Source organism: Comamonas sp. (assembly GCF_009360615.1).
GTDB lineage: Bacteria > Pseudomonadota > Gammaproteobacteria > Burkholderiales > Burkholderiaceae_C > Comamonas.
This window is the reverse complement of the sequence record NZ_SPEY01000074.1, coordinates 1-26,284: the sequence shown is the minus strand read 5'-3', so window position 1 is coordinate 26,284 and position 26,284 is coordinate 1. Positions and strand designations below refer to the sequence as shown.

The following is a 26,284-nucleotide window of genomic DNA, read 5'->3' as shown; positions in this document are numbered from 1 at the left end:
ACACGTCGCCAATGCAGCCGCGCCATGGCGATAGGCCGGCAGACGGAGGAGCCCAGGCTTGATGCCTTTTTGCTCTGCGGCGACGCCAGCGCCGGCCGCTGGCTGGGGCCGGTACTGCGCGACGAGCAATCGGTGCAAAGCTATGGGCGTCTGCTGCTGTCCTCGGGGGCCAGGCCGCCCGCCGCCCTGCCGGCCCGGTCGCCACAGGTCTGTGCCTGCATGAATGTGGATGAGGCCCGCATCCAGTCGATGCTGGGCGTGTGCGAGGGCTCCGCGCACGAGCGGCTCTCGCAGCTCAAGTCTTCTTTGGGCTGCGGCACGCGCTGCGGCTCCTGCATTCCCAGGATCAAGCAACTGGTACATGTGACGCCTGCGCCGCAGGCGGCAGTCCCGCCGGTTGACGCCTAGGTTTCGATGTCCGGCAACGCACAGGAAAGGCCAGCCATGACACACAGCCACACCGCTTCCATGACGCCCGTGGGGCGCTGCTATCTGGTCGGTGCCGGACCCGGCGATCCCGAGCTGCTCACGCTCAAGGCGCTGAGACTGATCCAGTCCGCCACGCTGCTGCTGGCGGACGACCTGGTGTCTGCCGACATCGTGAAGCTTGCCAGCGCAAGCGCCCGCATCGTTCATGTGGGCAAGCGCGGCGGGCGCGAGAGCACCTCGCAGGAATTCATTGAAAAGCTCATGATCATGGCGGCCCGACAGGGGGAGCTGGTGGTGCGCCTCAAGGGCGGCGATCCTTTCATCTTCGGCCGGGGCGGCGAGGAGGTCGAGCATCTGCGCACGGCCGGAATCGCCGTGGAAGTGGTCAACGGCATCACCGCAGGGCTGGCCGCTGCCACCAGCCTGGGCGTGCCGCTGACCCATCGCGACCATGCCCATGGCGTGGTGTTCGTCACAGGTCACGCCAAGCCAGGCAGTGCCGGCCATGACTGGCAGCTGCTGGCCGGCACGGCCCACATGCTGGGGCTGACGCTGGTGATCTACATGGGGGTCGCCACTGCCGGCATCCTCCAGCAGCAGCTGCTGGCTGGCGGGCTGCCGGCTACGACTCCCGTGGCCCTGGTCCAGAGCGCCAGCCTGCCCGCACAGCGGCAGATCCTCACCTGTCTGGGGCAGCTGACGCAGGCACTGGCCTGCAGCGGGCTGGGCAGTCCCTGCGTGATCGTGGTGGGAGAGGTGGTCGGCCTGGCCGCATCGTCGGCAGCCGGTCTTGACGGGCTGCTGGGGTCGGAGCCACTGCGGCGTGCCGTAGGCGCATGAAGGCCGATTGCTGACGGCTGTCTCCCTTTTGTCTGAGTGTCGGGCCCGCATGACTAGAATTTGCCGCGAACCCCTGAACATTTGTCACACCCGGCCGCGCCAGTCTGCAGGGGGATAGCGGCGGCCGACACCTATGAGTCATGCGATGAGCACTGCATATCCTGATACCCAGCTTTTGATCGACGGTCAGTGGCAGGACGCTGCCAGCGGCAAGAAAATTGATGTGCGCAACCCCGCAACGGGCGAGGTGATTGGCCGCGTCGCCCATGCCGACATTGCCGATCTGGACCGCGCCCTGGCCGCGGCCGACAAGGGCTTTCAGGTCTGGCGCAAGGTGTCTGCCCATGAGCGCGGCGCCATCATGCGCCGTGCCGCAGCCCTGCTCAAGGAGCGTGCCGACGAGATCGCCGCACTGCTCACGCAGGAGCAGGGCAAGCCGCTGGCCGAGGCCAAGGTGGAGATCATTGCTGGCGCCGGCATCATCGAGTGGTTTGCCGACGAGGCTCTGCGTGTCTATGGCCGCATCGTGCCGTCGCGCCGCCCCGAGCAGCAGCAGCTGGTGATCAAGGACCCCGTGGGCCCGGTCGCCGCCTTCACGCCCTGGAACTTTCCCGTCAACCAGATCGTGCGCAAGATCGGCGCAGCCCTGGCCTCGGGTTGCTCCTTCCTGGTCAAGGCACCCGAGGAGACGCCGGCCTCCCCTGCCGCCCTGCTCAAGTGTTTCGTCGATGCCGGCATACCTGCCGGTGTCGTGGGCCTGGTCTATGGCAACCCGGCGCAGATTTCCGAGTACCTGATTGCCCACCCCGTGATCCGCAAGGTGACCTTCACGGGTTCCACGGCCGTGGGCAAGCAGCTGGCAGCGCTGGCCGGCCAGCACATGAAGCGCTCCACCATGGAACTCGGCGGTCATGCCCCCGTGATCGTGGCCGAGGATGCCGACGTGCAACTGGCCGTCAAGGCCGCCGGTGCGGCCAAGTTCCGCAACGCGGGACAGGTCTGCATCTCGCCCACGCGCTTTCTGGTGCACAACAGCGTGCGTGAGGAGTTCACGCGCGCCATGGTGGCCCATGCCGAGGCATTGAAGGTCGGCAACGGCCTGGAGCAGGGCACGCAGATGGGGCCGCTGGCCAACCCGCGTCGCGTGACCGCGCTGACCCAGCTGATCCAGAACGCCGAGCAAAGCGGCGCCAAGCTGATGACGGGGGGCAAATCCTTCGGATCTTCGGGTAATTTCTTTGCCCCCACGGTGCTGGCCGACGTGCCGTTGACGGCCGATATCTTCAACCAGGAGCCCTTCGGCCCGGTGGCGGCGATTCGCGGCTTCGACAGGATCGAAGACGCGATTCAGGAGGCCAACCGCCTGTCCTATGGGCTGGCGGCCTATGCCTTCACGCGCTCGCTGAAGACAGCGCACCAGCTGTCGCAGGATGTGGAGGCCGGCATGCTGTGGATCAACCAGCCGGCTCTGCCGTCGGCCGAACTGCCCTTCGGCGGCATCAAGGACTCGGGCTACGGCTCCGAAGGTGGACCGGAGGCGCTGGACGCCTATCTGGTGGCCAAGGCGGTTGCCATCAGCTGCGTCTGACGCGGCAGCGCGCTGGATGCCAAGGCCACCCCAGGGTGGCCTTTTTCATGGGAGATGCATGCTGTCTGGCGTGTGGGGATTGCAGGGGGGATGCGCGTCCCGATTGCAGTCCCCGGGCCGCCTCTATGCAAGAGGATGTCCGCCGTCCTCGGTCCTCGCCCTCGGTCGCCGGGGCATGCCCACGGTTCTGCGTCAGTGCAACGCGGCACTTGAGGCAAAGAAGGCCACATGTTCGCGGATGTCCTGGGCGGCCAGTCGCAGTTGCAGCGCCTGCTCGGGCTGGTGCTGCTGCAAGCGCCGGGCCAGGCCTTGGAGCAGCGGAGCGGCCCTGGCGGGAGCACTGGGCAACTGCTTCAGTCTTTGCAGTGCGCTGCGCACAGCGCGCAAGGTGCTTTCGGACAGAAGTACATCCGCCTGCAGCTGATGCAGGATCAGCACGGCCTTGCCCACGCGCAGCGCGGCCAGACCGCAGTCGGCTGCATCCTGGACTGCGGAGGCACCGGCTTTTTCGGAGGCGCGCACCAGGCGCAGCAGGCGGTGGTAGAGGCGGGCGCGCCATACGCGCACGTCTCGGGCGTGCCCAGGGGTACAGGCCATGTCCTGCAACTCGTGAACCATCATGGCGCGCAGGCCGTCGAGCCTGCCTTGCACCGTGACCGGCAGGATGAAGCGGTAGGCGACCCAGCCGGCCAGCGGTCCGGTGACGATGGCGAACGCCATGGACAGCGAGTGGCCCACATCGAGCTGGTAGGGGAATTGAGGCGACAGCGCCAGCAGGATCACCATGCAGCAGTCAAAGCCGTACAGCGTGGTCCGGCGGTGGCTGAGCAGCAGGGCGCCCAGAAAGATGAACGGCATCATCATCAGCACCATCTGCTGCTGGCTGCTGGCGAATGGCCAGGCAAACCACTGGCAGGCCAGCGCCACGCCCGCGCCCATGGCCTGGCCCAGAATCACGAAGCGCATGGTGAAGACCGGGTTCTCGAACGAGGAGAACACGGTGATCATCACCGACAGGCCCAGCAGCATGTAGGCGCCGCCATGCCAGCCGGTGACCACCCAGATCAGGCCGACCAGAAAGATGGCGCTGAAGGCCCGCAGCATCGCCCGGCGTGCGCCCACCCAGTCACTGTGCAGGACCACGGGCAACTGGCGTGCGCGATGGTGGGCTGGCAGCGTCAGGTCGCTGGCTGCCACGAAGTGGGCCTGTAGGGCCAGGCCGATATTGCCCAGGATTTCCTCGGCATGGCCCCAGCCTGCGGCGGCACTGCGGGCCGTGGCGATCGCGTCGAGGGCGGCCAGCGGCGCAGGCTGGGTTTCCAGCAGCCTGGCGGCCTGCTCCAGCGCCGCCGTCATGATCCGGGCCTGCTCGGCCGTGAAGGCAGGGGTCAGCGTCTTGCCCGTGCTGTCGCGCAGCCAGAGCAGTGCCGAGATCTGGGTATTGATCAGGCGGCGCAGCGCCCGCACGGCGCGGCGCGAACGCTGCGAGCCTGCGGCATGTGGATCCAGCCCTTCCTCGATGGCGGCCATCACGGCCAGTCGCTCGGCCAGGTCCCTGGGACTGAGGGGGCTATGCCCGGCGGCGGTGGCCCGTGCCGCGTCGGCGATATCGCGCAGCAAACGCGCGCAGAGTCGTCGTACCCTGCCGTCGCCGGGGATTTCAGCGCCCACGGGCGTGAACAGCCAGCCCACGACAAGGGCGGCGGCCACACCGGTCAGTGCGGTGAACAGGCGATCCCAGCCCAGCGCGTAGACATGGGCGGGGTTGCCGTTGTCCAGCAGGGCAACCATCGAGGCCGAATAGCCGGCCAGCATGGTGCCGTAGGAGGCAAAGCTGCGCTGCAGATTGCCCAGGCCCGCGCAAATGCCGATCCACACCGCCAGCCCCGTGACCAGCCACAGCAGATCGCCATTGGCCACCAGTACCAGCACCACGCCGGCGGCCGTGCCGACCAGCGTGCCCGTGGTACGGAAAAAGCTTTTCTCGAGCAACTGGCCGCGCAGCGGCTGGGAGGCCGCCCAGACCGTCATGCCCGCCCATTGCGGATGTTCCAGCCCCAGGGCCCAGGCGGCGAACACGGCAATACAGGCTGCAAAAGCCGTGCGCAGATGCTGGCGCAGGCGGGCGCTGTCAAAGCCCCATCGCGTGGCGCTCTCCAGCAGGCGGTCGTAGGCAGCCACGCTCATGCGCGCTCCTCGGGCTGGACCTGGGCTGAGCGCTGCTCGTGCATCTGCTCGATACGGGCGCGAATCTTGTTGACGCCCTCCAGCATGGCCTCGACCTCGGGGTCCTCCAGGTCCTGCAGCAGACTGAGTTCGGCCTCCAGCATGGTGGCGCGGACATGGTCCACGGCGCGATTGCCTTCGGCCGTGAGAAAGATGCGCTTGCTGCGGCGGTCGGCCGCATCGGCGCGGCGCTCCACCCAGCCCTTGCCCTCGAGAATGTCCAGCAGGCGCACCAGGCTGGAGCCATCCAGGCCCACGCGCTCGGCCAGCTCCTTTTGCGTCACGCCGTCGCCCCAGGCGCGCAGATGCAAAAGCGGCGTCCAGGTGGCGTCGGTCAGGCCGCTGGCCGCCAGCTGTTCTTCGACAAAACGCCGCCATTGGCGGGTCAGGGTGACCATGAGAAATCCCAGGCGGTCGCGGGAGGGGGCATCGGCAAAAGACATGGCCGAATTTTGATGTATCTGCAATTAATTTGCAATTCAAACTAATTGATTCTGCATTTATGGCAAGGGTATTCCCTTGTTTTTGATAAAAAAAAGAGAGCGTCAGACGCTCTCTTTCAAAGGGTTTCAGAACTCTAAATCATCCAGTCCCAATACAGTCAAGTGCAAGCTGCTATCAGATGAGTGTTGGAACCCATAGATTCAGCACCAGTCCGACGATCAGCAGCCAGGCGAACAAAGCCAGGGCCAGAATCAGCGGCCGGGTACCGGCAGCGCGCACTGCGCGGATATGGGTGGTCAGTCCCAGGGCAGCCATGGCCAGGGCCAGCAGCGCGTTGTCAAGCTGAATGCCGGCGCTGACCACTTCCCTGGGCAGCACGCCCAGGGAGTTGACGCCGGCCATGGCCACGAAGCCTACGGCAAACCAGGGAATGGTGATCCGGTTGGCGGGCTGGCCGTTGTTCACGCCCAGGGCCCGCTCGCTGCGTGTCAGCCACATCGACAGCACCAGCAGGAAGGGCGCCAGCATCATCACGCGCACCATCTTGGCGATCACCGCCGTGTCAGCGGCCTGGCTGCCGATGGCTTCACCGGCGGCCACGACCTGGGCTACCTCATGCACGGTGGAGCCGACGAAAACGCCGTACTGCTGCATGCTGGTGTCTATCCAGCCGTACTCGGCATTCCAGTGGAACAGCGCCGGGTACAGAAAGGTGCCGATGGTGCCGAACACCACCACGGTGGCCACGGCCACGGCCACGTCCTCGGCACGGCCCTTGACCACGGGTTCGGTGGCCAGCACGGCGGCGGCACCGCAGATGGAGGCCCCGGCCCCCACCAGCATGGTGGTGCGCCTGTCCATGCCCAGCAGCTTCTGGCCTATCCACTGCGCCAGCAAAAACGTGCTGGACAGCACCAGCGCATCGATCACCACGCCGGCCATGCCGACCTGGCCGATGTCCTGGAAGGTCAGGCGCAGACCGTAGAGCACGATGCCGGTGCGCAGCAGACGGGCCTTGGTGAAGGCGATGCCGCTGGCACACGGGCTGGCGATGGCAGGGTAGACGGTGTTGCCGATCAGCAGGCCGATGATGATGGCCAGCGTCAGCGCACTCAGGCCGTTGTTCCTGATGGCCGGAAACTGTGCGGCCCAGGTGGCCGCGGCAGCGATGGCGCCCGCCAGCAGCAGGCCGGGAACCATCCCGCCGGTTTTGTGCATCCAGCCTTGCGAGGGTGCGGAGTTTTTCAGTGTTGTAGTGTTCATCGTGACCTTTCGCAGCAGGCAGGACAACAGGTCTGATTGCCGGCATGGAGATCACTTTAGATTTCTTGGTTATATTTGTATAACTAATAGTTTTTGTAAGATTAACCGATAAAACAGGTAGATTGGTCTTTCTGGTTCCTGCCGTCCGACTCAATCTTTGACGGGGTGAGCCGGTGCCGGACTGCCCGTGCCTTGCCCACAGGCACGGGATCCTGTCGGGTCGGCGGCCATCGATACGAATATACGAATCATCGTCATGCTGCATCTCACCTTGCGTCAGTTCGAAATTTTCTGCGCCGTGGCCCAGAGCGGGACCACGGTGGCGGCGGCAGAGGCCGTGGCGCTTTCGCAATCGGCCACCAGTGCTGCGCTGCAACAGCTGGAGCAAGGGCTGGGCGTGCAGCTGTTCGAGCGCGTGGGCAAGCGCCTGGTACTCAACGATGCGGGCCGCGCGCTGCTGCCGCAGGCCCTGGGCGTTCTGGAGCAGGCAAGAGGCATAGAGCAGACGTTTTCCGCGCGTGCGGCCAACATGCCGGTGCGCCTGCGCGTGGCGGCCAGCACCACCATCGGCACCTATGCGCTGCCCGAGGTGCTGGCACGGCTGGCGCGCTCGCATCCCCTGGTTCGTGTGGACCTGCAGATCGCCAACACCCGGGAAGTGTGCGAAGCCGTGCTGGCCATGGAGGTCGACATGGGCCTGATCGAGGGGAGCAGCCACTGGCAGGGGCTGGAGGTCGAGCCTTGGCTGCGCGACGAACTGGTCATCGTGGCATCGCCGCAGGACCCGCTGGCCGAGCAGGCGCGCAGCAAGCCGCTGGGCGTGGCAGCGCTGCGCAAGGCGGCATGGCTGCTGCGCGAGGCAGGTTCGGGCACGCGCGAGATGGTCGAGCATGCGCTGCTGCCGCACCTGCACCAGCTGCCTGCGAGCGCCACGCTGGGCAGCTCCGAGGCGATTGCACGCTGTGTCGAGCAGGGGCTGGGCATCAGCTGCCTGTCGCGCGTGCTGGTTCAGTCACAGTTGCAGGCCAGGGCGCTGGAAATTCTGCCCACCACCTTGCCGCGCATGTGGCGCAACTTCTCTCTGGTGCAGCGTGCCGGCAAGCGCCGCTCGCCCGCGCTGCAGGCCTTTGTCGATGCCTGCAAGGCCAGCGAACCGGCGCTGAGCGAGCCCTCGGGTCCATCCAATGTCAAACACGCTGTAGCGCTTGAATGACAGACGTCGACAGCTATGGTTTTCTTAACAATGATTTGCTTGCGACACCGGTTTTTGCCCCTATATTGGGTAGACAAGTCGGGCGCGGGCTGCGCGACACCGGCTTTCTCAAGCAGGGAGGAACACCATGAAAACCATCGATGAAATGCTGCACCTGGACCTGCTCACTCACGAACAGCACTTGCAGATCAGCCACTGGATCGACGATGCGCAGTCCCCCGAGGCCATTTTGCAGATGCCTGCCGGCCTCTGGCAGGCCGTGGAGCGCGCCAGCCAGGCCATGGGCGTGAACGAGGATTTGCTGCGCCCGCCGGCGCTGGACGCCGGCGGTCTGACTTTCAGTCAGTAGGTCGCCGGGCCTGGCTCTCAGCCAAAAGCGCCTCAAACGCAGGCTGCACAAGCGCCGCCTGCGCTGATTTTCATTTCAGCGGAATCGGCGTGGCCTGCGGCACGGTCACGGCGGTGACGCTGTTCTGGGGCGAGCCTTCGATCACCCGGTCCGAGTAGGTCATGTAGATCAGGGCATTGCGCTTGGCATCCACCATGCGAACCACACGCAGGCGCTTGAACAGCAGCGAGGTGCGTTCGGTGAACACCTCTTCCTGCTGCCTGAGCGGTGCGGGGAACTGGATATTGCCCGTGGCCTGGCACGAAATAGACGCTTCCGAGCGATCCTCGGCCAGGCCCAGGCCGCCCTTGATGCCGCCGGTCTTGGCACGCGAGACATAGCAGGTCACACCCGGCACCTTGGGGTCGTCATAGGCATCGACCACGATCTTGTGATCCGGGCCAATCCACTTGAAGACGGTATCCACGGCGCCTATCTGTTCGGCATGGCTCATGCCGACAAAGGCCATGGTTCCTACGGCGGCGGCCGCGACGGCCAGAACGGCAGAGAGCAGTTTCATGGTGGTGCGCATACAGTGAGTTAAGGGTTAACCCTTGTCTTTTAACAGGGCATTGTGCCCCGAGCAAGGGATTGGCAGCCGGCCTGAAGACAATACCGGCTGCTGCAGAGCTTTCTGTATTGCAACACGGTTTGCCCCGGCCTGCTGGCGGGCACCGGCAGCCGAGACGCTGCCGCCGGCATGACACCACGCCAGCCGGACGACCCAATCCCTCCTTGATCTGCGACCGCTCCTCGGGCGGTGGCTCCCTGCAAGCGCCGCATCCGCCGGATGGGGCTGTTATCCATGTCGGTGAACGTTTCCGCGCCCGGTCTGAGCGCTTCCTCCCTGTTGTTGATGGCACTGGCCTGTGGCCTGTGTGCCGGCGGCAACTATTTCAACCAGCCGCTGCTGCACTCGATTGCCGGCCATTTCTCGGTCCACGAGTCGGCGGCCGCGACCAGCGTGACGCTGGCCCAGGTGGCCTATGCGGCAGGTCTTCTGCTGCTGGCGCCGCTGGGCGACAAGCTGCAGCGCCGCGGCCTGGCCGTGGGCCTGATGCTGCTGGCGGCCCTGGGGCAGGCGCTGTGCGGCCTGGCGGGGCAGTTCGATGTGTTTCTGCTGGGCACGCTGATGGCGGGCCTGTTCTCGGTTGCGGCCCAGGTGCTGGTGCCCATGGCGGCGGCCCTGGCCCAGCCGGGGCAAAGCGGTCGCGCGGTGGGCTGGGTGATGAGCGGTCTGCTGCTGGGCATCCTGCTGGCCCGCAGCGTGGCCGGAATGGTCTCGGAGGCCTGGGGCTGGCAGGCCGTCTACCAGGGGGCTGCGCTGGTGATGGCCGTGGTGGCGCTGTGGCTGTGGAGGGCCCTGCCGGCATCGCGCAACCCCAGCCCTGTCAGTTATCCGCAGGTGCTGAGAAGCATGTGGCATCTGCTGCGCAGTCAGCCGGGTCTGCGCCAGCGCACCCTGGTCAGCGCGCTGGCGTTCGCCTCGGTCAGCGTGCTGTTCTCGACCATGGCGCTGCAGCTGTCCAGCGGTCCCCTGGGTCTGGATGACGGGCAGATTGGCTTGATCGGTCTGGCCGGTGCAGCAGGTGCCCTGGCGGCCACGCAGGCGGGGCGACTGGTGGACAAGGGCCTGGGCCGCGTGAGCTGCGCCATCGGGGCACTGGCCCTGCTGCTGTCCTGGCCCCTGCTGTGGGTGGGCGGAGCGCATCTGGGCTGGTTCGTGCTGGGCATGGTGGTGATCGATCTGGGCCTGCAATGCCTGAACATCACCAACCAGGCCACGGTGGCCCAGTTGCTGCCCGCAGCGCGCGGCCGCATGAATGCCGTCTACATGACGGGCTATTTCACGGGCGCGGCGGCAGGTTCGGCGCTGGGCACCTTGGCCTGGAGCATTGACGGCTGGCAGGGTGCCTGCGCCCTGGGCCTGGCCCTGGCGCTGCTGGCGTGCCTGGGCACTTTCAGAATGCGCAAGACCCATGGCCTGGTGGCCAGGCTGGCCTAGAGCCGCTGGCGTCTAAAGATCCCAGCGCAGGGAGGCGCTAAAGGTTCTCTGCGGATAGGGATGGAAGTTCCAGTACTTGGCATTGTTGGCGTTGTCGATGCCGAAGGCGGCCGACAGCTGTCTGTCGATCTGATAGCGGGCCCGCAGATCGACACTGAAGTACTGGCTGGCACCCATATAGGTGTCGGCATGCACGTCGCTGTTGTCCAGATTCGAGTACTGGCGCCCGCTGTAGCGCGCCGCGACGGTCAAGGCCCAGCGTTGATCGGGCTTGTAGGTGGCCCAGGCTGTGGCACGCCAGCGTGGCACGCGGGGTTGCCATTTGCCGACGCTGGCCGGGTTGGCGGCATTGGCCGTGATGCGCGAGTTGGCCCAGGTCAGGCTGCCGCCCAGGTCCAGCCCGCGAATCCACACCGACTGCGCCGAGTAAGCCAGTTCCAGCCCCGAGGTACGGACCTGATCCACGTTCTGCACCGCAGAGATGGTGGTGCCGGGAATCAGCTGGCTGTAGAGCGCATCGCGCGTGCGTTCATGGAACCAGGTGGCGCGTAGCAGGCCATTGCCCAGATCCTGCTCGGCCGTCAGCTCGCCCGTCCAGGACTTTTCGGGTTTCAGGTTCGGGTCGTTGATGAAGGACAGTGCCCCGCCAGAGGTCGCGCCATACAGCTCGCCCACGGTGGGAAAGCGCACGGCACGGCCCAGCGAGGCCTTGAGCGTGGTGTTGCGGGTCAGCTGGTAGGCCAGCGCGGCCTTGGGCGAGAAATGCGATTCGCTGCGCTGGGCGTAATTCAGCTGGCTGCTTGCCGTGGCGGTATGGCCCTGGCTGGCCGTCCAGTCCTCCCAGCGCAGACCCAGCACGGCCTTCCAGTCCCTGGCAAGCTGCCAGCTGTCCTGTGCCCAGGCATAGCGGGTCTCGGCCCTGCCGCCGACCTGGCTGACGATGGACTGCTCGTTGGCCGGGTCGGACTGCCAGTCGCCAACCACGTTGTATTTGCTGATGTTGAGCTTGTAGGCATCGCGGCCCAGGCCGAAGTCCACGATATGTGTGCCCTGCAGGCCCAGTATGTCGTTCTGTCGCCATGTGCCCTTGGCGGCCAGCGTGTTCCAGCCCGTGCCGTCCTGATCCTGCAGCGTGCCCTTGCCACCCAGATTGGCCGCCGGCTGGGCTACGGTGGGCACGCGCTGCTGATCCTTGCCGTAGTCGTACAGGCTGGCGCTGAGCTCCCAGTCAAACTCGCCCTGCGTATGGCTCTTGAGCGAGACCCCGTGCATGGTGTGGGTCTGCTGGTCCTGGCTCAGCCCGAATGCGGTGTCGGCCAGCTTGTAGGTCTTGCCGTCGATATTGATATTGCCGCTGTACACCGGCTGGCCGTCCGGTCCGCGCAGATAGGTCTCGGAGCTGCCTCTGGCGCTGTTCTGCCACCAGCCCAGCGTGTAGCTCGCGCGCAGCGTGGGCGTGATGTCGTAGGCCAGCTTGATCTTGGCGTGATCCTGCCGGGTGCGGTACTGCGTGCCCGCGCCCAGGATGTACCAGGGCTGATTGGTGGTGTTGAGCCCGGCAATCGCCCCGGTCACCGGGGTGCCGGCACCGCCCGCCACGCCGGCGGACTGCAGCACGGTGGGGAAGGTCATGGGCTGGCCCTGGCTGTCGCTGCGACTCAGGTTGATCCAGTACGACCAGTCGCCGCTTCTGCTGCCGATGGAAGCGCTGCTGTTCCAGCTGCGGTAGTGGCCGCTGCTGCCCAGCACGTCGGCGCTCTGGGAAGAATAGCCGGCGGCCACATGGGCTTCGAGCTTGTCGGGCATGCGCGTCACATAGTCCACCACGGCACCGGCGGAATTGCCGGGATAGGCGGCCGAGAACGGGCCGTACATGACATCGACGCGCTCGATCTCCTCGGGCGTCACCAGGCCCCAGCGCGGCGCGTAGTTGCTGCCGTTGGCAATGCCATTGCCCAGGTAGTTGGACAGCAGAATGCCGTCGGCATAGACGGCCGAGCGCGCGCTATTGCCCGTGCCCGAGGCGCGCGTGGAGAGGATGGCGTGGTTGTAGTCGCCGATATAGCGCTTGCGCACCAGCAGGCTGGGCAGGTACTTGAGTGCGTCCTCGCTGTCCGTGGCGTTGATGCGCGTCTCGATCTCCTCGCGCGTGATGCCTTCGATGGTGGTCGGAATCTGCGTGGGCAGCGAGCTGGGCTGGCCGCCGTTGACGGTGACCACGCCCAGGGCCCGGCTGCGCTCGGGCAGATCGCTGGATTCGGTGGAAGTCTGGGCCAGGCACGGCCAGGCGATGCCACCGACCACGAGTGGCAGAAAAATCTTGTTCATGGATGCTTACCTCGGGACATGCGGCGACCCGCGATGCCCTGCAAAACGAATGACGCCCCGCGCAATCCAGGACTGCGTCAGCGCCGGGAAGAGTTCAGAGGTAAGCCACAGGCGGACCGCGCGCGGGCAGGGGGGCTGCGGTGAGGGAGGCGATGCGCGCCCGCTGCACGGGCTGCAGCGCGTGCCACAGCGGAGACTCGGTAGGGGGCGGCAGTTGCAGCGCGGGCGGTGGCGGTGCTGCCTGGGGCAGGCACATGGGGCAGTCAAGGTGACCTGCACCCAGGGCGTTGCGGCCGTCTTCTCCTTTGACGATCAGCTTGACCGCGCCGGTACTGGTGCAGATCAGCTCGAACCCTTGAGACTGGATCAGCGGCGCGGCAGCTGCGACCCCCATGGACAGTGCCAGCCATGCCAGCACGCACCGGCCCAGCAGGCAGGTGGCAATGCGGCGAAGCGGTTGCAAGGTCATGGTCGGGTCGGTGCGAGTGTGCGTGCGGATGATACGTCTTCTGCTGCCGCAGAGCATGCGTGAAAACCGTCGCTATTGTTTTGCTGCACGCGCAAGGCGCAGGTCTTCAAATACAAAACCCGGCACAAGGCCGGGTCCGAGAAATTGTCGCGTCCTGTGCGAGAGACGGCAAGCAGGCGCGTCAGCACCTCAGGGGCTTACTGCCCTGCAACGTGCTTGCGCAGATGCTCCAGCGCCTCCTCCACCTGGTCCACGAGCACCAGGCACAGGTCGCCGGGTTGCAATCGGGCCAGGGCATGATCGATGGCGAGGAACTCGCCATGGATCTCGGTGCTGTAGCTGGTGCGCGGTGCGCCTTCCAGCCCTTTGCGCAGCAGGGCCAGCACTTCGCCGTCCTCGCGGCCGCGCTGGCAGGCGTCCTGGTAGAGCACCACATCGTCGAACACCTTGCCCAGAATCTGGGTCTGCTCGGTGATGTCCTGGTCGCGGCGGTCGCCGGCACCCGAGATCACCACGCTGCGGCGCTTGGCGGGCATGGCCTCCACGGCCTGTGACAGCGCGCGAATGGCATCGGGATTGTGGCCGTAGTCGGCAATGATGGTGGCGCCCTTGTAATCCATCACATTGAAGCGGGCAGGGGCGTTGTCGCTGTCGTTGAGGAAGCCGGCCAGACCGCGGCGGATGGTCTGCCAGGGCAGGCCCACCGCCCAGGCAGCGCCGATGGAGGCCATGACGTTTTCCACCTGGAAGGTGATGGTGCCGTTGCGGGTCAGCGGAATGTCGCGCAGCGCGATGCTCTCGCGCCAGGAGCCTTCCGCCGCCACGATGGCGTCGCCGTCGACATAGACCACGCGGCTGCCCTGGGCACGGTGCGTGGCCATGACGGGGTGGTGACGGTCGGCGGCAAAGAAGATGACCTTGCCGGGGCAGACATGGGCCATGGCCGCGACCAGCGGGTCGGCGGCATTGAGCACGGCGTAACCCGTGGGCGCCACGTTCTGCACGATGACGCGCTTGAGAACGCCGACATCTTCCTTGGTGGTGATGAAGTTCAGGCCCAGATGGTCGCCTTCGCCCACATTGGTCACCACGGCGACCTGGCAGCGGTCGAAGCCCAGCCCTTCGCGCAATATGCCGCCGCGCGCGCATTCGAGCACCGCAGCATCGGTCTCGGGGTGGGCCAGTGCGTTGCGTGCACTCTTGGGGCCGGAGCAGTCTCCTCTGTCGATCTGGCGACCGTTGACGTACACGCCATCGGTGTTGGTCATGGCGGTGCGCCAGCCATGCGAGGTGAACAGGTGGGCGATCACGCGCGTGGTCGTGGTCTTGCCGTTGGTGCCGGTGACCGCGACCAGGGGAATGCGGCCGTCGTCACCGGGAGCGAACAGCTCATCGACCATGGGAACGCCGACATTGCGGGGACGACCGAAAGAAGGCGCCAGGTGCATGCGCAGGCCGGGAGCGGCGTTGACTTCCACAATGCCGCCGCTTTGCTCCTCCAGGGGCTTGAGCATGGTCTCGCAGACCACGTCCACACCGCAGATATGCAGTCCGATGGTCTGTGCGGCCTCGATGGCGCGGGCGGCGATTTCGGGGTGCACATCATCGGTCACGTCGGTGGCGCTGCCGCCGGTGGACAGGTTGGCATTGTTGCGCAGCACCACGCGCTGGCCCTGGGCGGGCACGCTGTCAGGCGTCAGGCCTTCGCTGGCGATGCGCGCGATGGCGATATCGTCCAGACGCACCTTGGTCAATGCCGTGCCGTGGCCGGAGCCTCGGCGGGGGTCCTGGTTGACGATGTTCACCAGCTCGCGAATGGTGTGCTGGCCGTCGCCCAGGACCTGGGGGGGCTCGCGGCGGGCGGCTGCCACCAGCTGGCCGCCGACGACCAACAGGCGGAAGTCGTGACCGGGCAGAAAGCGCTCGACCATGATTTCATCGCCGAACTCTCTGGCAGTCTTGAAGGCTGCCTCCAGCCCTTCGCGGGTGGTGATGTTCACCACCACGCCCTTGCCCTGGTTGCCGTCCTGGGGCTTGACCACCACCGGCAGTCCCACCTCCTGGGCCACGGCCCATGCGTCCTCCACATCGGTGACGGGGCGTCCCATGGGCACGGGCACGCCGGCGGCGTGCAGCAGGCGCTTGGTCAGGTCCTTGTCCTGTGCAATGGATTCGGCCACGGCGCTGGTCGAGTCGATCTCGGCGGCCTGGAAGCGGCGCGCACGCGAGCCCCAGCCCAGCTGCACCAGCGAGCCGGTGGTCAGGCGACGGAAGGGGATGCCGCGTGCCACGGCGGCGTCGACGATGGCTCCCGTCGAAGGGCCGATACGGTCGTCCTCGTCCAGCTCGCGCAGCTCGGCGATCGTGGCGTCGGCATCGAAGGGCGTGTCGTTCATGGCGGCCTGAATCAGGGCCTCGGCACGCTCCATGGCCAGCTTGCCCACGGATTCTTCGGTGTACTCGACCACCACCTGGAAGGTGCCGTGCTCGACGGTCTCATGGGTGCGGCTGAAGGTGACGGGGCAGCCTGCCTGGGCCTGCAGCGACAGGGCGGCGACTTCCAGCACATGGGCCAGCGACAGGCGCTGGTCCGCGCCATGCGGCTGCAGCGTGCCGATGGTGGGGAAGCGCGCACGCAGCCTTTCTTCAAAGCCAGGCATGGCGGTGTACAGCAGCTCGCTGTCTTCACAGTGCACGATGGCTTCGATGGCGGTGCTGCGGGTCCAGAGGTTGGGGCCGCGCAAGGCTCGGGTGCGAGTGATCTGCATGGTGTTTCTTTCAGCTGAATTTCAAGCTTTTCTTGGTCCGATGCTTTTTGGTAAGCAACAGCAGCTATATCGTTTGAAGCGTTTGTGGGGCAATCAAGCCTGGTATTCAAAGGTCTTGATGCCGGCGCCGATCAGCTCGGGTGTGATGTCCAGCGCCCAGGCGGTGGCAATCGCCGCCAGCAGCGCGCTGGTGTCGGGTCGCTTCCCGCCGGCCAGCGACAGTGCTTCCAGGGTGCCCAGCACGCGTTCCTGGGGGCCGGTGGCCAGCACCACGTTGTGTCCCTTGAGGAAGACGGCGCGGCCGCCTTCATGGCGGGCTTCGGTGTTGGCGCGATGGGCAGCGACAAATTCGTTGTCGGCACCGATGGCATACAGGATGACTTCGCCGTCGCAGAGTTCGGCCAGATCGGCCACTTCGGGCAGGTCGGCGTTGAGCACGCCTGCACCTTCGTCCAGCACCACGTCGATCTGGGTGCGCATCACGCGGCGCATCTGGCCGGGCTCCAGCACATCGTGATCGGCCAGTTGCTCGTAGCCATCCATATCGGTGACCACGCCGACCAGGCAGCGGTCGTAGGCCAGGCCTTCTTCCAGAATGGAGCGCGCCGTGGTCTGGATGACGGCGGCTTCGGCCAGGCGGTTGGTCAGCAGGCGATGGGCGCCGGCCCAGTTGGCGGTATTGGTCTTTTGCGTATGGCGATTGGCGAGGAACATGCCTTCGCCGCTGGCCACGCCGGTCAGCTTGCCCGACAGCTGCAGCAGCCAGCCGACCAGACGTGCGATGAAGGCATTGTTGCGCGTGCCCACGATGCCGACCACGGGGATGCGACCGGCACCGGCACCGTCTTCGCGGGGGAACAGGTGGTCGGCAATGGCCATGCCCACGGGACGCGGTGCGCCGCTGGTGGGCTTGAGGTGCATCAGCAGGCCGGGACCGGCATTGACCTCCAGGATCGCTCCCTGGCCCTGCATGGGCTTGGAGACATCCTGCAGGATCATGTCCATGCCGGCAATGTCCAGTCCGACGATCTTGGCGGCAAGCACGGCGTAGTAGGCTACGTCGGGGTGTACGTCGTCGAGGCAGTCGATGGCCATGTTGCCGTTGCGCTGCAGCAGCACGCTCTGCCCCTGCGGAATCACGCTGTCGGGCGTCACATGCTGGCGGTTGAGTTCCAGCTTCACGGCGCCGGCTTCCAGATTGATCCAGTCCAGCGGATATTCCTGCTCGGGGCCGCGGCGCGGATCCTGGTTCAGCACTTCGACCAGCTCGCGCAGCGTCGCATTGCCGTTGCCATAGACGGAAACCGTCTCGCCCTTGGTGGCGGCCACGACCTTGCCGCCCACGACCAGCAGGCGGTGTTCGACGCCGTCGATGAATTTTTCGACGATCACGTCCGAACCCTCGGGCTGGGCCAGCGCAAAGGCGGCCTTGATGTCCTCTTCCTTGGACAGCTCCAGGGTCACGCCACGGGCATGGTTGCCGTCAGAGGGCTTGACGGTGACGGGAAAGCCGATGTCCTGTGCCACTTCCCAGGCTTCCTCGGGGCTGGCCACGATCTGGCCTTCGGGCACGGGAACGCCGCAGGCTGCCAGCAGGCGCTTGGTGAAGTCCTTGTCCTGGGCAATGCCTTCGGCGATGGCGCTGGTCTGGTCGGACTCGGCCGTCCAGATGCGGCGCTGAGCGGCACCATAGCCCAACTGCACCAGATTGCCGTCGTTCAGGCGGATATGGGGAATGCGGCGCTCGCTGGCGGCATCGACAATGCAGCCGGTCGAGGGGCCCAGGTAGCGGTCGTTGATGGCCGTCTTGATGGCGTGAATGGCGGGCTTGAGCTCGAAAGGCTCGTCATTGATGGCCGCCATCAGCAGCTTGTGCCCATGCTCCAGCGCCACGCGGGCCACGGCCTCTTCGGGGCAGCGGAACACCATGCGGTACACGCCGCGCTTGGAGATTTCGCGCGTCTGGCCGAACTCGGCGGGCATGCCGGCCAGGTTCAGCAATTCGATGATCACATGTTCCAGCACATGGCCCATCCAGGTGCCGCCTTCCAGGCGCTGGATGAAGCCGCCACGCTCGCCAACGCCGCAGGTGTGCTCGATCAGGTCGGGCAGCCAGCGGGTCAGGCGCTCGTTGAGGCCGGGAATCTTGTTGGACGGATAGTCCTCCAGCTCTCCCAGATCCAGCCAGACCTCCAGTACCGGGCGGTAGGTCCAGACACTGGGGCCACGCAGAAATGTTGTGCGCAAGAGTTGGATGTCGTTGAATTTCGCCATGTTGATCAGCGGATAGGAATGAGGAGAGCAGGTTTTCTTAAACTCCTGCCCCTGATAGGTTGGCATTGTGCGCCCAGAATCTGCATTGTGAAGCTTGTCAGCCTAAATGCAGGTTCGCGCGTTAACCAGGGTATATCGGACGTCAGGCGCAGCCATATTCACCATGCGAAACGGTTGCCCGCATGACTCTTGGAGCCGCCATCGGCGGAGAAAAATAACTCAACATGCAACATCACCATACTGTGGACGCCTCGGCAGTCTTCGCCGGCCCCCTGGGGGACGAGCTGCGAGCCAGACTCGCTGAACATGAGAACGTATTAGCCGTCGTCCCGGTTGACCTGAGTGCGGATTTGCAGTTCGGCAGCGGCCTGCTGGCGCTGACGCAGGAGCGCTTGCTGGCCTGCGATCCCCAGACCGGGAAGTGGCATGAATGGGCTCTGAGCGTGGACCAGAGCCTGCGCCTGCAGGACCATGGCGGTGTGGGCAATCTGGAGCTGCATGACAGCCGTGCGCGTCTGGCCCAGTGGCTGATCACGTTGACGCACCAGACCGCCATGCTGCAGCTGATGCAGCAGTTCGACCGCCAGCGCGAGCGCATCGCCCGTCAGGAGGTCTACAGCGCCGTCAGCGACGAGGACATGGCGCATTGCCCGGTCTGCCACACGACGCTGCCGCCCGATACCGAAGAATGCCCGGCCTGCGCACGTCAGCAGGCACCGCAGACCTCGACCTGGGTGCTGCTGCGCCTGTGGCGTTTTGCCAAGCCCTACCAGGGTCAGTTGCTCCTGGGCTTCCTGCTGACCCTGGCCAGCACGGGCGCACAACTGGTGGCACCGTATCTGACCATCCCGCTGATGGACAAGATCCTGATCCCGTTCCAGAACGGCGAAAAGATCAACCGGGAGCTGGTTTTCTTCTATCTGGGCATGCTGCTGCTGTCGGCGCTGCTGGCCTGGGCGCTGGGCTGGGCACGCACTTTTGTGCTGGCCAAGGTGTCCGAGCGCATAGGATCGAACCTGCGCACCACGACCTACAACCATTTGCTGAACCTGTCGGTGGACTACTACGGCAGCAAGCGCACGGGCGATCTGATGGCGCGTATCGGCGCTGAAACCGATCGTATCAATCTCTTTCTGTCGCTAAATGCTCTTGATTTTGCGACCGATGTGATGATGATCGTGATGACTTCGGCCATCCTGTTCTCCATCAACCCCTGGCTGGCGCTGGTCACGCTGGTGCCGCTGCCCTTCATCGCCTGGATGATCCATACCGTGCGCGACCGCCTTCGCACGGGCTTCGAGAAGATCGACCGGGTCTGGTCCGAGGTGACCAATGTGCTGGCCGACACCATTCCCGGCATCCGCGTTGTCAAGGCCTTCGCCCAGGAAAAGCGTGAAGCCGACCGCTTTGCCGACGCCAACCTGATCAATCTGCAGGCCAACGACAAGGTCAACAAGACCTGGTCGCTGTTCACCCCCACGGTGACGCTGCTGACCGAGGTCGGCATTCTGGTGGTCTGGGGCTTCGGCATCTATCTGGTGGCCGGCGGCTCCATCACGGTCGGTGTGCTGACCGCCTTCATCGCCTACATCGGCCGTTTCTATACCCGCCTGGATTCGATGAGCCGCATTGTCTCGGTCACGCAGAAGGCGGCGGCCGGTGCCAAGCGCATCTTCGACATCCTCGACCATGTCAGCAATGTGCCCGAGCCCAGCAACCCCGTGAAGCTGCCCGGCAAGGCCAAGGGCGCCATCACCATGGAGGATGTGGGCTTTCGCTACGGCAGCCGCGCCGTCATCAAGCATCTGAACCTGCAGATCAAGCCCGGCGAGATGATCGGCCTGGTCGGCCACAGTGGCTCGGGCAAGAGCACCCTGGTGAATCTGATCTGCCGTTTCTACGATGTCTCCGAGGGCTCCATCCAGCTCGACGGCGTGGACGTGCGGCGCATGTCCGTCTCCGACTACCGCAGCAATATCGGCCTGGTGCTGCAGGAGCCTTTCCTGTTCTTCGGCACGATTGCCGAGAACATCGCCTACGGCAAGCCTGATGCGACGCGCGAGGAGATCGTGGCCGCTGCGCGTGCCGCCCATGCCCACGAGTTCATCCTGCGTCTGCCCCATGGCTATGACTCCCTGGTCGGCGAGCGCGGCCAGGGGCTGTCGGGTGGCGAGCGCCAGCGTATCTCCATCGCACGTGCGCTGTTGATCGATCCGCGCATCCTGATCCTGGACGAGGCCACTTCGGCCGTGGATACCGAGACCGAAAAGGAAATCCAGAAGGCGCTGGACAATCTGGTCCAGGGACGCACCACGATCGCCATTGCCCACCGCCTGTCCACCCTGCGCAAGGCCGACCGTCTGGTGGTCATGGATCGTGGCGAGATTGTCGAAGTGGGACCGCACGACGAACTGATGGACCTCAAGGGACATTACTTCCGTCTGTACGACGCGCAGGCGCGTCGTGCCGAAGAGGACGCGCAAGCGGCCGGCCTGAAGTTGCTGACCAAGGAATCCCAATGATCGAAGCTCTCCCCTCCAATCTGAGCGGCATGCAACTGGTGCGCAACGCCCATGGCCGTCTGGTGCTGACCCTGGGCAACGGCCTGGTCCACGAAGCCGTCGTTCCCGTGCGCGCCTTTCCGATTGCCGCCCCTGACGAAGGGCTGTCGCTGGTTGCCGCCGATGGCAAGGAAGCCCTGTGGGTGCCGCGCATGGCCGACCTGCAGCCGGCCCATCGTCAGCTGATCGAGCAGGATCTGGCCGTGCGGGAGTTTGTCCCGACCATCGAACGCATCCTCAAGGTCTCCAGCTTTTCCACCCCCAGTACCTGGGATCTGCAGACGGATCGCGGCCCGACGCAGATGGTGCTCAAGGCCGAAGAAGACATTCGCAAGCTGGCCGGACGCACCCGGCTGCAGATCACGGGACAGGATGGCGTGCAGTATCGGATTCCCGACAGCAGCAAGCTGGACAGACATTCGCGCAAGCTGCTCGAGCGCTTCCTTTAAGCGGGGCAGAGAACATCCGGGCCTCGCGACAACGCGGGGCCTTTTTTGTGTCAAATTGCACAGCGGTGATTGATATATAGAGGCTAATAGCTATCAAAATAGGATTGAAAATAATCCTACAGTTTTCTCAAGCGTGGCCGATAACAGGGCGAGATAGCTGTTTTTCCGCCTGCACTTTTTTACTGCCGAGGGCCAAGCCATGCAAATTCCACCTCTAGACCGGACACAGACGCCCTGGCGGACCCAGGGTGCGGATCTGTATTCCACAGGGGCCTCGGGCGCCGCGCCGGTGCGTCCCGTGAATGCGGTAAATCCCTCGGAGTCGGTGGACAAGATCGGCGAGGGACGCACGGTGCGAGAGCCCGAGAAGCCCTCGGCACCCGATACCGAGAACCGCGACTGGACGCTGGCCGAGGAGATCAAGCAAAAGGAAGAGGTGGAGGAGCCGCCCAAGGAGCCCATCTCCAAGCAGCTGATCGAGTTCATCCAGTCCATGTGGCGCGCCAGCGCCCAGGCGGTGGAGCAGGCGCAGGAGAGCAGCAAGTCGGAAGATCTGCTGCAGAGCAAGCAGACTGCGCGCAATGAGCCGCTGACTTATTCCGAGCCCAGGGTCAAGCGCAGCGGCAACGCCAAATAAACCGGGTGCTGTGTTTTTGAGAGCTGTTTGTGCTTGTTATTCAGGCGCTCTAGCTCTTTTCACGCCTTATTTGCTTTCAGGTTCAGCGCCATCAGCTTCTGATCTGTGAGTGTCGTCACCGGCCGGCGCGGTCGCTGCGGCTTCGGCGGCCTTGGCCTTTTCACGCGCTGCCCGGTATTTGACGGCAAAGGCGCGCACTTCCTCATAGGTGACGAAGCCGTCCTTGTTGGTATCGGTCTCGTCAAAGGCGGCGGCCAGCCTGGGGATGATGGCCACCTCCTTGCGGCTGAGCTTGCCATCCTGATTGAAGTCCAGCATCTTGAACTGCTGCTGGGCCTTGATCTCGCCCTTGGAGAGCTGGGCTCCCTGTCGTTCCGCCATCCTGTCGCCGGAGGATTCCTCGGCGCGCACCGTGGGCAGCAGCAGCACGGCGCTGGTCAGCAGCACCCCCATCGCGGTCTTCATGACCGAGCTGCTGCGGGCGACGATGGGGTGGTTCTTGGCTTTTGACATAGCAGTGCAGATGAGGGCCATGGCGGTATTCTCAACCTCTGGCCCGCTGCAATTTCAAAGTTTTGCATTCGCTTGCCGGACTTTGCCGGGACTTTACGAAGACTGCACCGCCTTGGCGTGGGCAATGCCGCTGCGCACATGACCCGAGGGAACATGTCCGGCCGCGTTGCGCACATGTCCGGTCTGGTCGTCGAAGAAGAAGTCGGGCTCGAATTCACGCAGAAAGCCGCCCTTGGCCAGACCGCCGAGGAACATGGCTTCATCGACATCGATCTTCCAGTCCATCAGCGTATTCAGTGCGCGCTCATGGGCCGGGGCGCTGCGCGCCGTGACCAGGCCCGTGCGCACGCGCATGCCGGTCACATCGGCCTGCTGCAGCCGGTGCAGGGCGGCCAGCAGGGGCTTGAATGGCCCCTCCGGCAACGGCTGGGCGGCTTTCTCCAGTTCATGCTGCTGGAAAGCCTCCAGGCCCTGGGCCTGAAAGATGCGCTCGGCCTCGTCGGAAAACAGCACGGCATCGCCGTCGAAGGCGATGCGCACTTCGCGCGGATGGCGGCTGCTGGCGCGCATGGAGTCGGTGAACACATGGGCGGCCGGGTAGCCCAGCTGCAGCGCCTGGGTCACGTCCTCGGCATTTGCCGACAGAAACAGCTGGGCCCCCAGCGGGCGCAGGTAGCCGAAGGGGTCGCGCCCCTGGGTGAACACGCCGCGCTGTATGGAATGCAGGCCATGGGCCTGGGCCGAGCGGAAAACGCGCATGCCGCTGACGGGGTCGTTGCGCGAGAGCAGCACCACCTCCACATGCTGCTGCCCCTCGGCATTGAAGGCCAGCAGCTTCTTGACCAGGGAAAAGGCCACGCCGGGTGCGGCCGGCACGTCCAGCCGCTCGCGCTGCAGGCGCAGATAGGTCGCAGGGTCACTGTTCTCGAAGAGGCGGTTTTCCTCCTCGAAATCGAACAGGGCACGCGAGGAGATGGCGACGACGAGCTTGTCGTTCAGGGTCATGGCCATGGCGGTTCGGCTTCCAGCGGATATGCAGACAGGAGCCGATGATACGCAGGCGGCCGCCCCCTCACCAGTTGGCTTCGCGCTCGGGCGTGGCACCGATATGGTGGATGGACAGGTCGGCCCCGTCGAACTCCTGCTCCTGGCTCAGGCGCAGCCCCAGGGTTCTCTTGAGCAGGCCATAGACCAGCAGGCCGCCCAGCGCGGCCCAGGCCACGCCCATCAGCGTTCCGATGAGCTGGGCCATCGGATGCACGCCGCCCAGCCCCCCCCAGTGCCTGCGTGCCGAAGATGCCGGCCGCAATGCCGCCCCAGGCGCCGCACAGCCCGTGCAGCGGCCACACACCCAGCACATCGTCGATCTTCCATTTGTTCTGTGTCAGTGTGAACATGAAGACAAAGATGGCACCGGCAGCCGCCCCCACGAACAGTGCCCCCAGCGGGTGCATCAGATCCGAGCCCGCGCAGACCGCGACCAGGCCGGCCAGCGGGCCGTTGTGCACAAATCCCGGGTCGTTTTTGCCCACCGCCAGGGCGGCCAGCGTGCCGCCCACCATGGCCATGAGCGAGTTCACGGCGACCAGACCGGAGATCTTGTCCAGGTTCTGGGCACTCATCACATTGAAGCCGAACCAGCCCACGATCAGAATCCATGCACCCAGAGCCAGGAAAGGAATGCTGGAAGGCGGTGTGGCGGCGATCGCTCCGCCCTGGCGGTAGCGATTGTTGCGCGGACCCAGCAGCAATACGGCACCCAGAGCGATCCAGCCGCCCACGGCGTGAACGACGACGCTGCCGGCAAAGTCGTGGAACTCGGCGCCGGTCAGCGCCTTGATCCAGGCCTGAACGCCGAAATGCTGGTTCCAGACAATGCCCTCGAAGAAGGGGTAGATCAGGCCCACGATCACGGCCGTGGCGATCAGCTGAGGCCAGAACTTGGCGCGCTCGGCGATGCCGCCCGAGATGATGGCGGGAATGGCGGCGGCGAAGGTCAGCAGAAAGAAAAACTTGACCAGGCCATAGCCGTTGAGTGCCGTCAATTGCTCGGCTGCCACGAAGAAATGCGTGCCGTAGGCCACACCGTAGCCGACCGCGAAATAGACCACGGTGGAGACCGAGAAGTCGACCAGGATCTTGACCAGTGCATTGACCTGGTTCTTGCGGCGCACAGTGCCCAGCTCCAGGAAGGCGAAACCGGCGTGCATGGCAAGGACCATGACTGCGCCCATCAGAATGAACAGGGCATCGGCGCCCTGTTTTAGTGCTTGCATGAAAACGCTCCAGCTGAAATTTGCTATTTATTGGTGCGAAATTGCGGAAAATCCCCGCAATGCACTAAAAGAAAGCAAGAATTGCGCCATGCTGGAGTGGGTGCTTCCGCACCCGTGGAATAGCGCTCTGCCGCTATTTGACGAACTGGTTCAGCTGGATGATGGGCATGAGCACGGCCAGCACGATCAGCATCACCACCAGGCCCATGACGACGATGAGCAGGGGCTCGAGAATCGTGGCCAGGTGCATGGCACGTCGCTGGACCTCGGTGGACAGCTGGGTGGCGGCGCGCTGAAGCATCAGCGGCAGCTGGCCCGTCTGTTCTCCCAGACGGGCGAACATGGCGACCAGGCCCGGAAAGCGCTTCTTCTGCGCGAGGGCCGATGCCAGTGGCGCGCCTTCGCGCACCAGCACCAGCGCATCCATGGCATCGGCGCGCAGGGCGCGGTTGTTCAATGTCTCGGCCGCAGCCTGCAAGGCCTTGAGAATGGGCACGCCCGCCCCGGCCAGCATGGCCAGGGTGCCCGCAAAGCGCGCCGCGTTATAGCTGCGCGAGAGCCTGCCTATGAGCGGCAGACGCAGCCATTGGGCATCGAAACGCTCGCGAAAGGCCTCGTTCCTGAGCGCCAGACGGCCCCCCAGGGCCGCCAGCAGCAGCACCGCCAGCATGAACCACCCATAGTGGCGGACAAAGTCGCTGATGCCGAGCATGACCACGGTGAGAAACGGCAGCGCGCGCTTGGTGCCGGCAAACACCCCGGCCACCTGCGGCACCACATAGCTGACCAGGAAAATCACGATGACGATGGCCACCAGCGTCACGATCGCCGGATACAGCGAGGCACCGATGAGCTTGGACTGCAGTGCCTGACGCGCCTCCAGGTCGTCGGCCAGATTCTCCAGCACCGGGCCCAGGCTGCCGCTGGATTCCCCGGCGCCGATCACCGCGCAGAAGATGTCGGAGAACTCGCGTGGGTGCTGCTCCAGCGCCTTGGCAAAGCTGGATCCGGCATTGACTTCGGCCCTCAGCGCGGCGACCAGGTGATGCTGGCGTTCGTCCTCGGCTTCCTCGGCCAGTGCGGCCAGCGCGCGCTCTATGGGCAGGCCGGAGCTGACCAGCCCCGACAGCTGGCGGGTCCAGACTGCCAGAGAGGTGGAGTGGAAGACCGGGCGGGTGAGCCAGCCGGACGCGCCTGTGCGGCCCTGACCCTGGCCTGCGGCCACGGGCGCGACCTGCAGCGGCACCAGGGACTGGCTGCGCAGCTGGCTGCGTGCGGCGCGGGCGTTGTCGGCTTCCAGGGTGCCCTTGCGGGTCTGGCCCTGGGCGTCCAGGGCTTCAAAGGTAAAGGCGGGCATGCGCGAATCGATCTGACAGGTGGAGGGGGGAGCGTGTTGGCGTTTTCAGGATGGTAGCGACTAATGATGTCAACACTTCGGCGTTGGAGAGAGCGGACCCGGCTTGATGCAGGTCATGACTGCCGCGGTCGGCCTCGGCACAATGGTCTGCCGATTCAGGAACGGGAGGTTTCGATGCTCAAGGACAAGGTTGCATTGGTGACGGGGGCTGCATCCGGCATAGGCCGCTGTGTGGCGCTGACATGGGCCAGGGAGG

At 65.2% G+C, this 26,284-nt stretch carries 20 protein-coding genes and 2 pseudogenes; 10 read left to right on the top strand and 12 right to left on the bottom strand.

The features are described from left to right. The 3 genes from E2583_RS18690 to E2583_RS18680 all read left to right on the top strand — a co-directional run. Positions 1 to 408, top strand: a 408-nt coding sequence (locus E2583_RS18690) for a (2Fe-2S)-binding protein (protein ID WP_291597710.1), incomplete at its 5' end; no start/stop codon positions are given. Between the two features lie 36 nt (positions 409 to 444). Beyond that, complete coding sequence (gene cobA / locus E2583_RS18685) at positions 445 to 1,269, top strand: uroporphyrinogen-III C-methyltransferase (protein ID WP_291597709.1); 825 nt, start codon at positions 445 to 447, stop codon at positions 1,267 to 1,269. 145 nt (positions 1,270 to 1,414) lie between these two features. Continuing rightward, positions 1,415 to 2,857 carry an NAD-dependent succinate-semialdehyde dehydrogenase gene (locus E2583_RS18680; RefSeq protein WP_291597708.1) on the top strand — a complete coding sequence of 481 codons (1,443 nt, stop codon included), beginning with the start codon at positions 1,415 to 1,417 and terminating at the stop codon, positions 2,855 to 2,857. Positions 2,858 to 3,049: 192 nt separating this feature from the next. Here E2583_RS18680 and E2583_RS18675 read toward each other — a convergent pair whose 3' ends face one another. The 3 genes from E2583_RS18675 to E2583_RS18665 form a co-directional block, all read right to left on the bottom strand. Beyond that, a complete protein-coding gene (locus E2583_RS18675) occupies positions 3,050 to 5,044 on the bottom strand; it encodes an FUSC family protein (RefSeq protein ID WP_291597707.1) in 1,995 nt (664 codons plus the stop codon). After that, positions 5,041 to 5,526, bottom strand: coding sequence for a MarR family transcriptional regulator (locus E2583_RS18670; protein WP_291597706.1), 486 nt, complete (start codon positions 5,524 to 5,526; stop codon positions 5,041 to 5,043). Before E2583_RS18670 ends, E2583_RS18675 begins: the two co-directional genes overlap by 4 nt. 175 nt (positions 5,527 to 5,701) lie before the next feature. After that, on the bottom strand, positions 5,702 to 6,790 hold the full coding sequence (locus tag E2583_RS18665; RefSeq protein ID WP_291597705.1) for a YeiH family protein: 1,089 nt from the start codon (positions 6,788 to 6,790) through the stop codon (positions 5,702 to 5,704). Positions 6,791 to 7,046: 256 nt separating this feature from the next. On the opposite strand from E2583_RS18665, the gene E2583_RS18660 reads away from it, so the two are divergent. Together E2583_RS18660 and E2583_RS18655 are read left to right on the top strand one after the other, a co-directional pair. Further along, positions 7,047 to 8,003, top strand: a complete 957-nt coding sequence (locus E2583_RS18660) for a LysR family transcriptional regulator (protein WP_291597704.1) — start codon at positions 7,047 to 7,049, stop codon at positions 8,001 to 8,003. A gap of 127 nt (positions 8,004 to 8,130) precedes the next feature. Next, positions 8,131 to 8,352, top strand: coding sequence for a hypothetical protein (locus E2583_RS18655; RefSeq protein WP_003058848.1), 222 nt, complete (start codon positions 8,131 to 8,133; stop codon positions 8,350 to 8,352). A 70-nt stretch (positions 8,353 to 8,422) separates the two neighbouring features. On the opposite strand, the gene E2583_RS18650 is transcribed toward E2583_RS18655, so the two are convergent. After that, entirely contained in the window at positions 8,423 to 8,923 is a 501-nt protein-coding gene (locus tag E2583_RS18650) for a CreA family protein (RefSeq protein WP_291597703.1), read from the bottom strand. A gap of 273 nt (positions 8,924 to 9,196) precedes the next feature. Between E2583_RS18650 and E2583_RS18645 the strand changes: the two genes are divergently transcribed. Then, positions 9,197 to 10,396 (top strand): MFS transporter, encoded by a 1,200-nt coding sequence (locus E2583_RS18645; RefSeq protein ID WP_291597702.1) that lies wholly within the window; start codon positions 9,197 to 9,199, stop codon positions 10,394 to 10,396. A gap of 12 nt (positions 10,397 to 10,408) precedes the next feature. Here E2583_RS18645 and E2583_RS18640 read toward each other — a convergent pair whose 3' ends face one another. The 4 genes from E2583_RS18640 to cphA (E2583_RS18625) all read right to left on the bottom strand — a co-directional run bounded on the left by E2583_RS18640 (position 10,409) and on the right by cphA (E2583_RS18625) (position 18,235). Further along, positions 10,409 to 12,724, bottom strand: a complete 2,316-nt coding sequence (locus tag E2583_RS18640; RefSeq protein WP_291597701.1) for a TonB-dependent receptor — start codon at positions 12,722 to 12,724, stop codon at positions 10,409 to 10,411. A gap of 94 nt (positions 12,725 to 12,818) precedes the next feature. Continuing rightward, positions 12,819 to 13,193: a DUF2946 family protein gene (locus E2583_RS18635; protein WP_291597700.1), complete on the bottom strand. Its 375-nt coding sequence runs from the start codon at positions 13,191 to 13,193 to the stop codon at positions 12,819 to 12,821. A 197-nt stretch (positions 13,194 to 13,390) separates the two neighbouring features. Then, positions 13,391 to 15,961, bottom strand: a complete 2,571-nt coding sequence (gene cphA, locus E2583_RS18630) for a cyanophycin synthetase (protein ID WP_291597699.1) — start codon at positions 15,959 to 15,961, stop codon at positions 13,391 to 13,393. Positions 15,962 to 16,054: 93 nt separating this feature from the next. Further along, the gene (cphA, locus tag E2583_RS18625) at positions 16,055 to 18,235 is read right to left on the bottom strand and encodes a cyanophycin synthetase (RefSeq protein ID WP_291597698.1); all 2,181 of its coding nucleotides are present in this window, start codon (positions 18,233 to 18,235) and stop codon (positions 16,055 to 16,057) included. A gap of 224 nt (positions 18,236 to 18,459) precedes the next feature. On the opposite strand from cphA (E2583_RS18625), the gene E2583_RS18620 reads away from it, so the two are divergent. The 3 genes from E2583_RS18620 to E2583_RS18610 all read left to right on the top strand — a co-directional run bounded on the left by E2583_RS18620 (position 18,460) and on the right by E2583_RS18610 (position 21,882). After that, the gene (locus E2583_RS18620; RefSeq protein WP_291597697.1) at positions 18,460 to 20,757 is read left to right on the top strand and encodes an ABC transporter ATP-binding protein; all 2,298 of its coding nucleotides are present in this window, start codon (positions 18,460 to 18,462) and stop codon (positions 20,755 to 20,757) included. After that, positions 20,754 to 21,245: a DUF1854 domain-containing protein gene (locus E2583_RS18615; protein WP_291597696.1), complete on the top strand. Its 492-nt coding sequence runs from the start codon at positions 20,754 to 20,756 to the stop codon at positions 21,243 to 21,245. Before E2583_RS18620 ends, E2583_RS18615 begins: the two co-directional genes overlap by 4 nt. Before the next feature lie 199 nt (positions 21,246 to 21,444). Further along, entirely contained in the window at positions 21,445 to 21,882 is a 438-nt protein-coding gene (locus E2583_RS18610; protein ID WP_291597695.1) for a hypothetical protein, read from the top strand. A 66-nt stretch (positions 21,883 to 21,948) separates the two neighbouring features. Here the strand turns inward: E2583_RS18610 and E2583_RS18605 are convergent, their stop codons facing one another. The 4 genes and pseudogenes from E2583_RS18605 to gspF form a co-directional block, all read right to left on the bottom strand. Then, a complete protein-coding gene (locus E2583_RS18605) occupies positions 21,949 to 22,416 on the bottom strand; it encodes an EF-hand domain-containing protein (protein ID WP_291597694.1) in 468 nt (155 codons plus the stop codon). 72 nt (positions 22,417 to 22,488) lie between these two features. Further along, positions 22,489 to 23,406: a 5'-nucleotidase gene (locus E2583_RS18600; protein WP_291597693.1), complete on the bottom strand. Its 918-nt coding sequence runs from the start codon at positions 23,404 to 23,406 to the stop codon at positions 22,489 to 22,491. Between the two features lie 61 nt (positions 23,407 to 23,467). Continuing rightward, positions 23,468 to 24,671, bottom strand: a pseudogene (locus E2583_RS18595) (ammonium transporter). 133 nt (positions 24,672 to 24,804) lie between these two features. Then, a complete protein-coding gene (gspF, locus tag E2583_RS18590; protein ID WP_291597692.1) occupies positions 24,805 to 26,028 on the bottom strand; it encodes a type II secretion system inner membrane protein GspF in 1,224 nt (407 codons plus the stop codon). Positions 26,029 to 26,094: 66 nt separating this feature from the next. On the opposite strand from gspF, the pseudogene E2583_RS24685 reads away from it, so the two are divergent. Then, a pseudogene (locus E2583_RS24685) lies at positions 26,095 to 26,284 on the top strand (hypothetical protein); the annotation flags it as partial.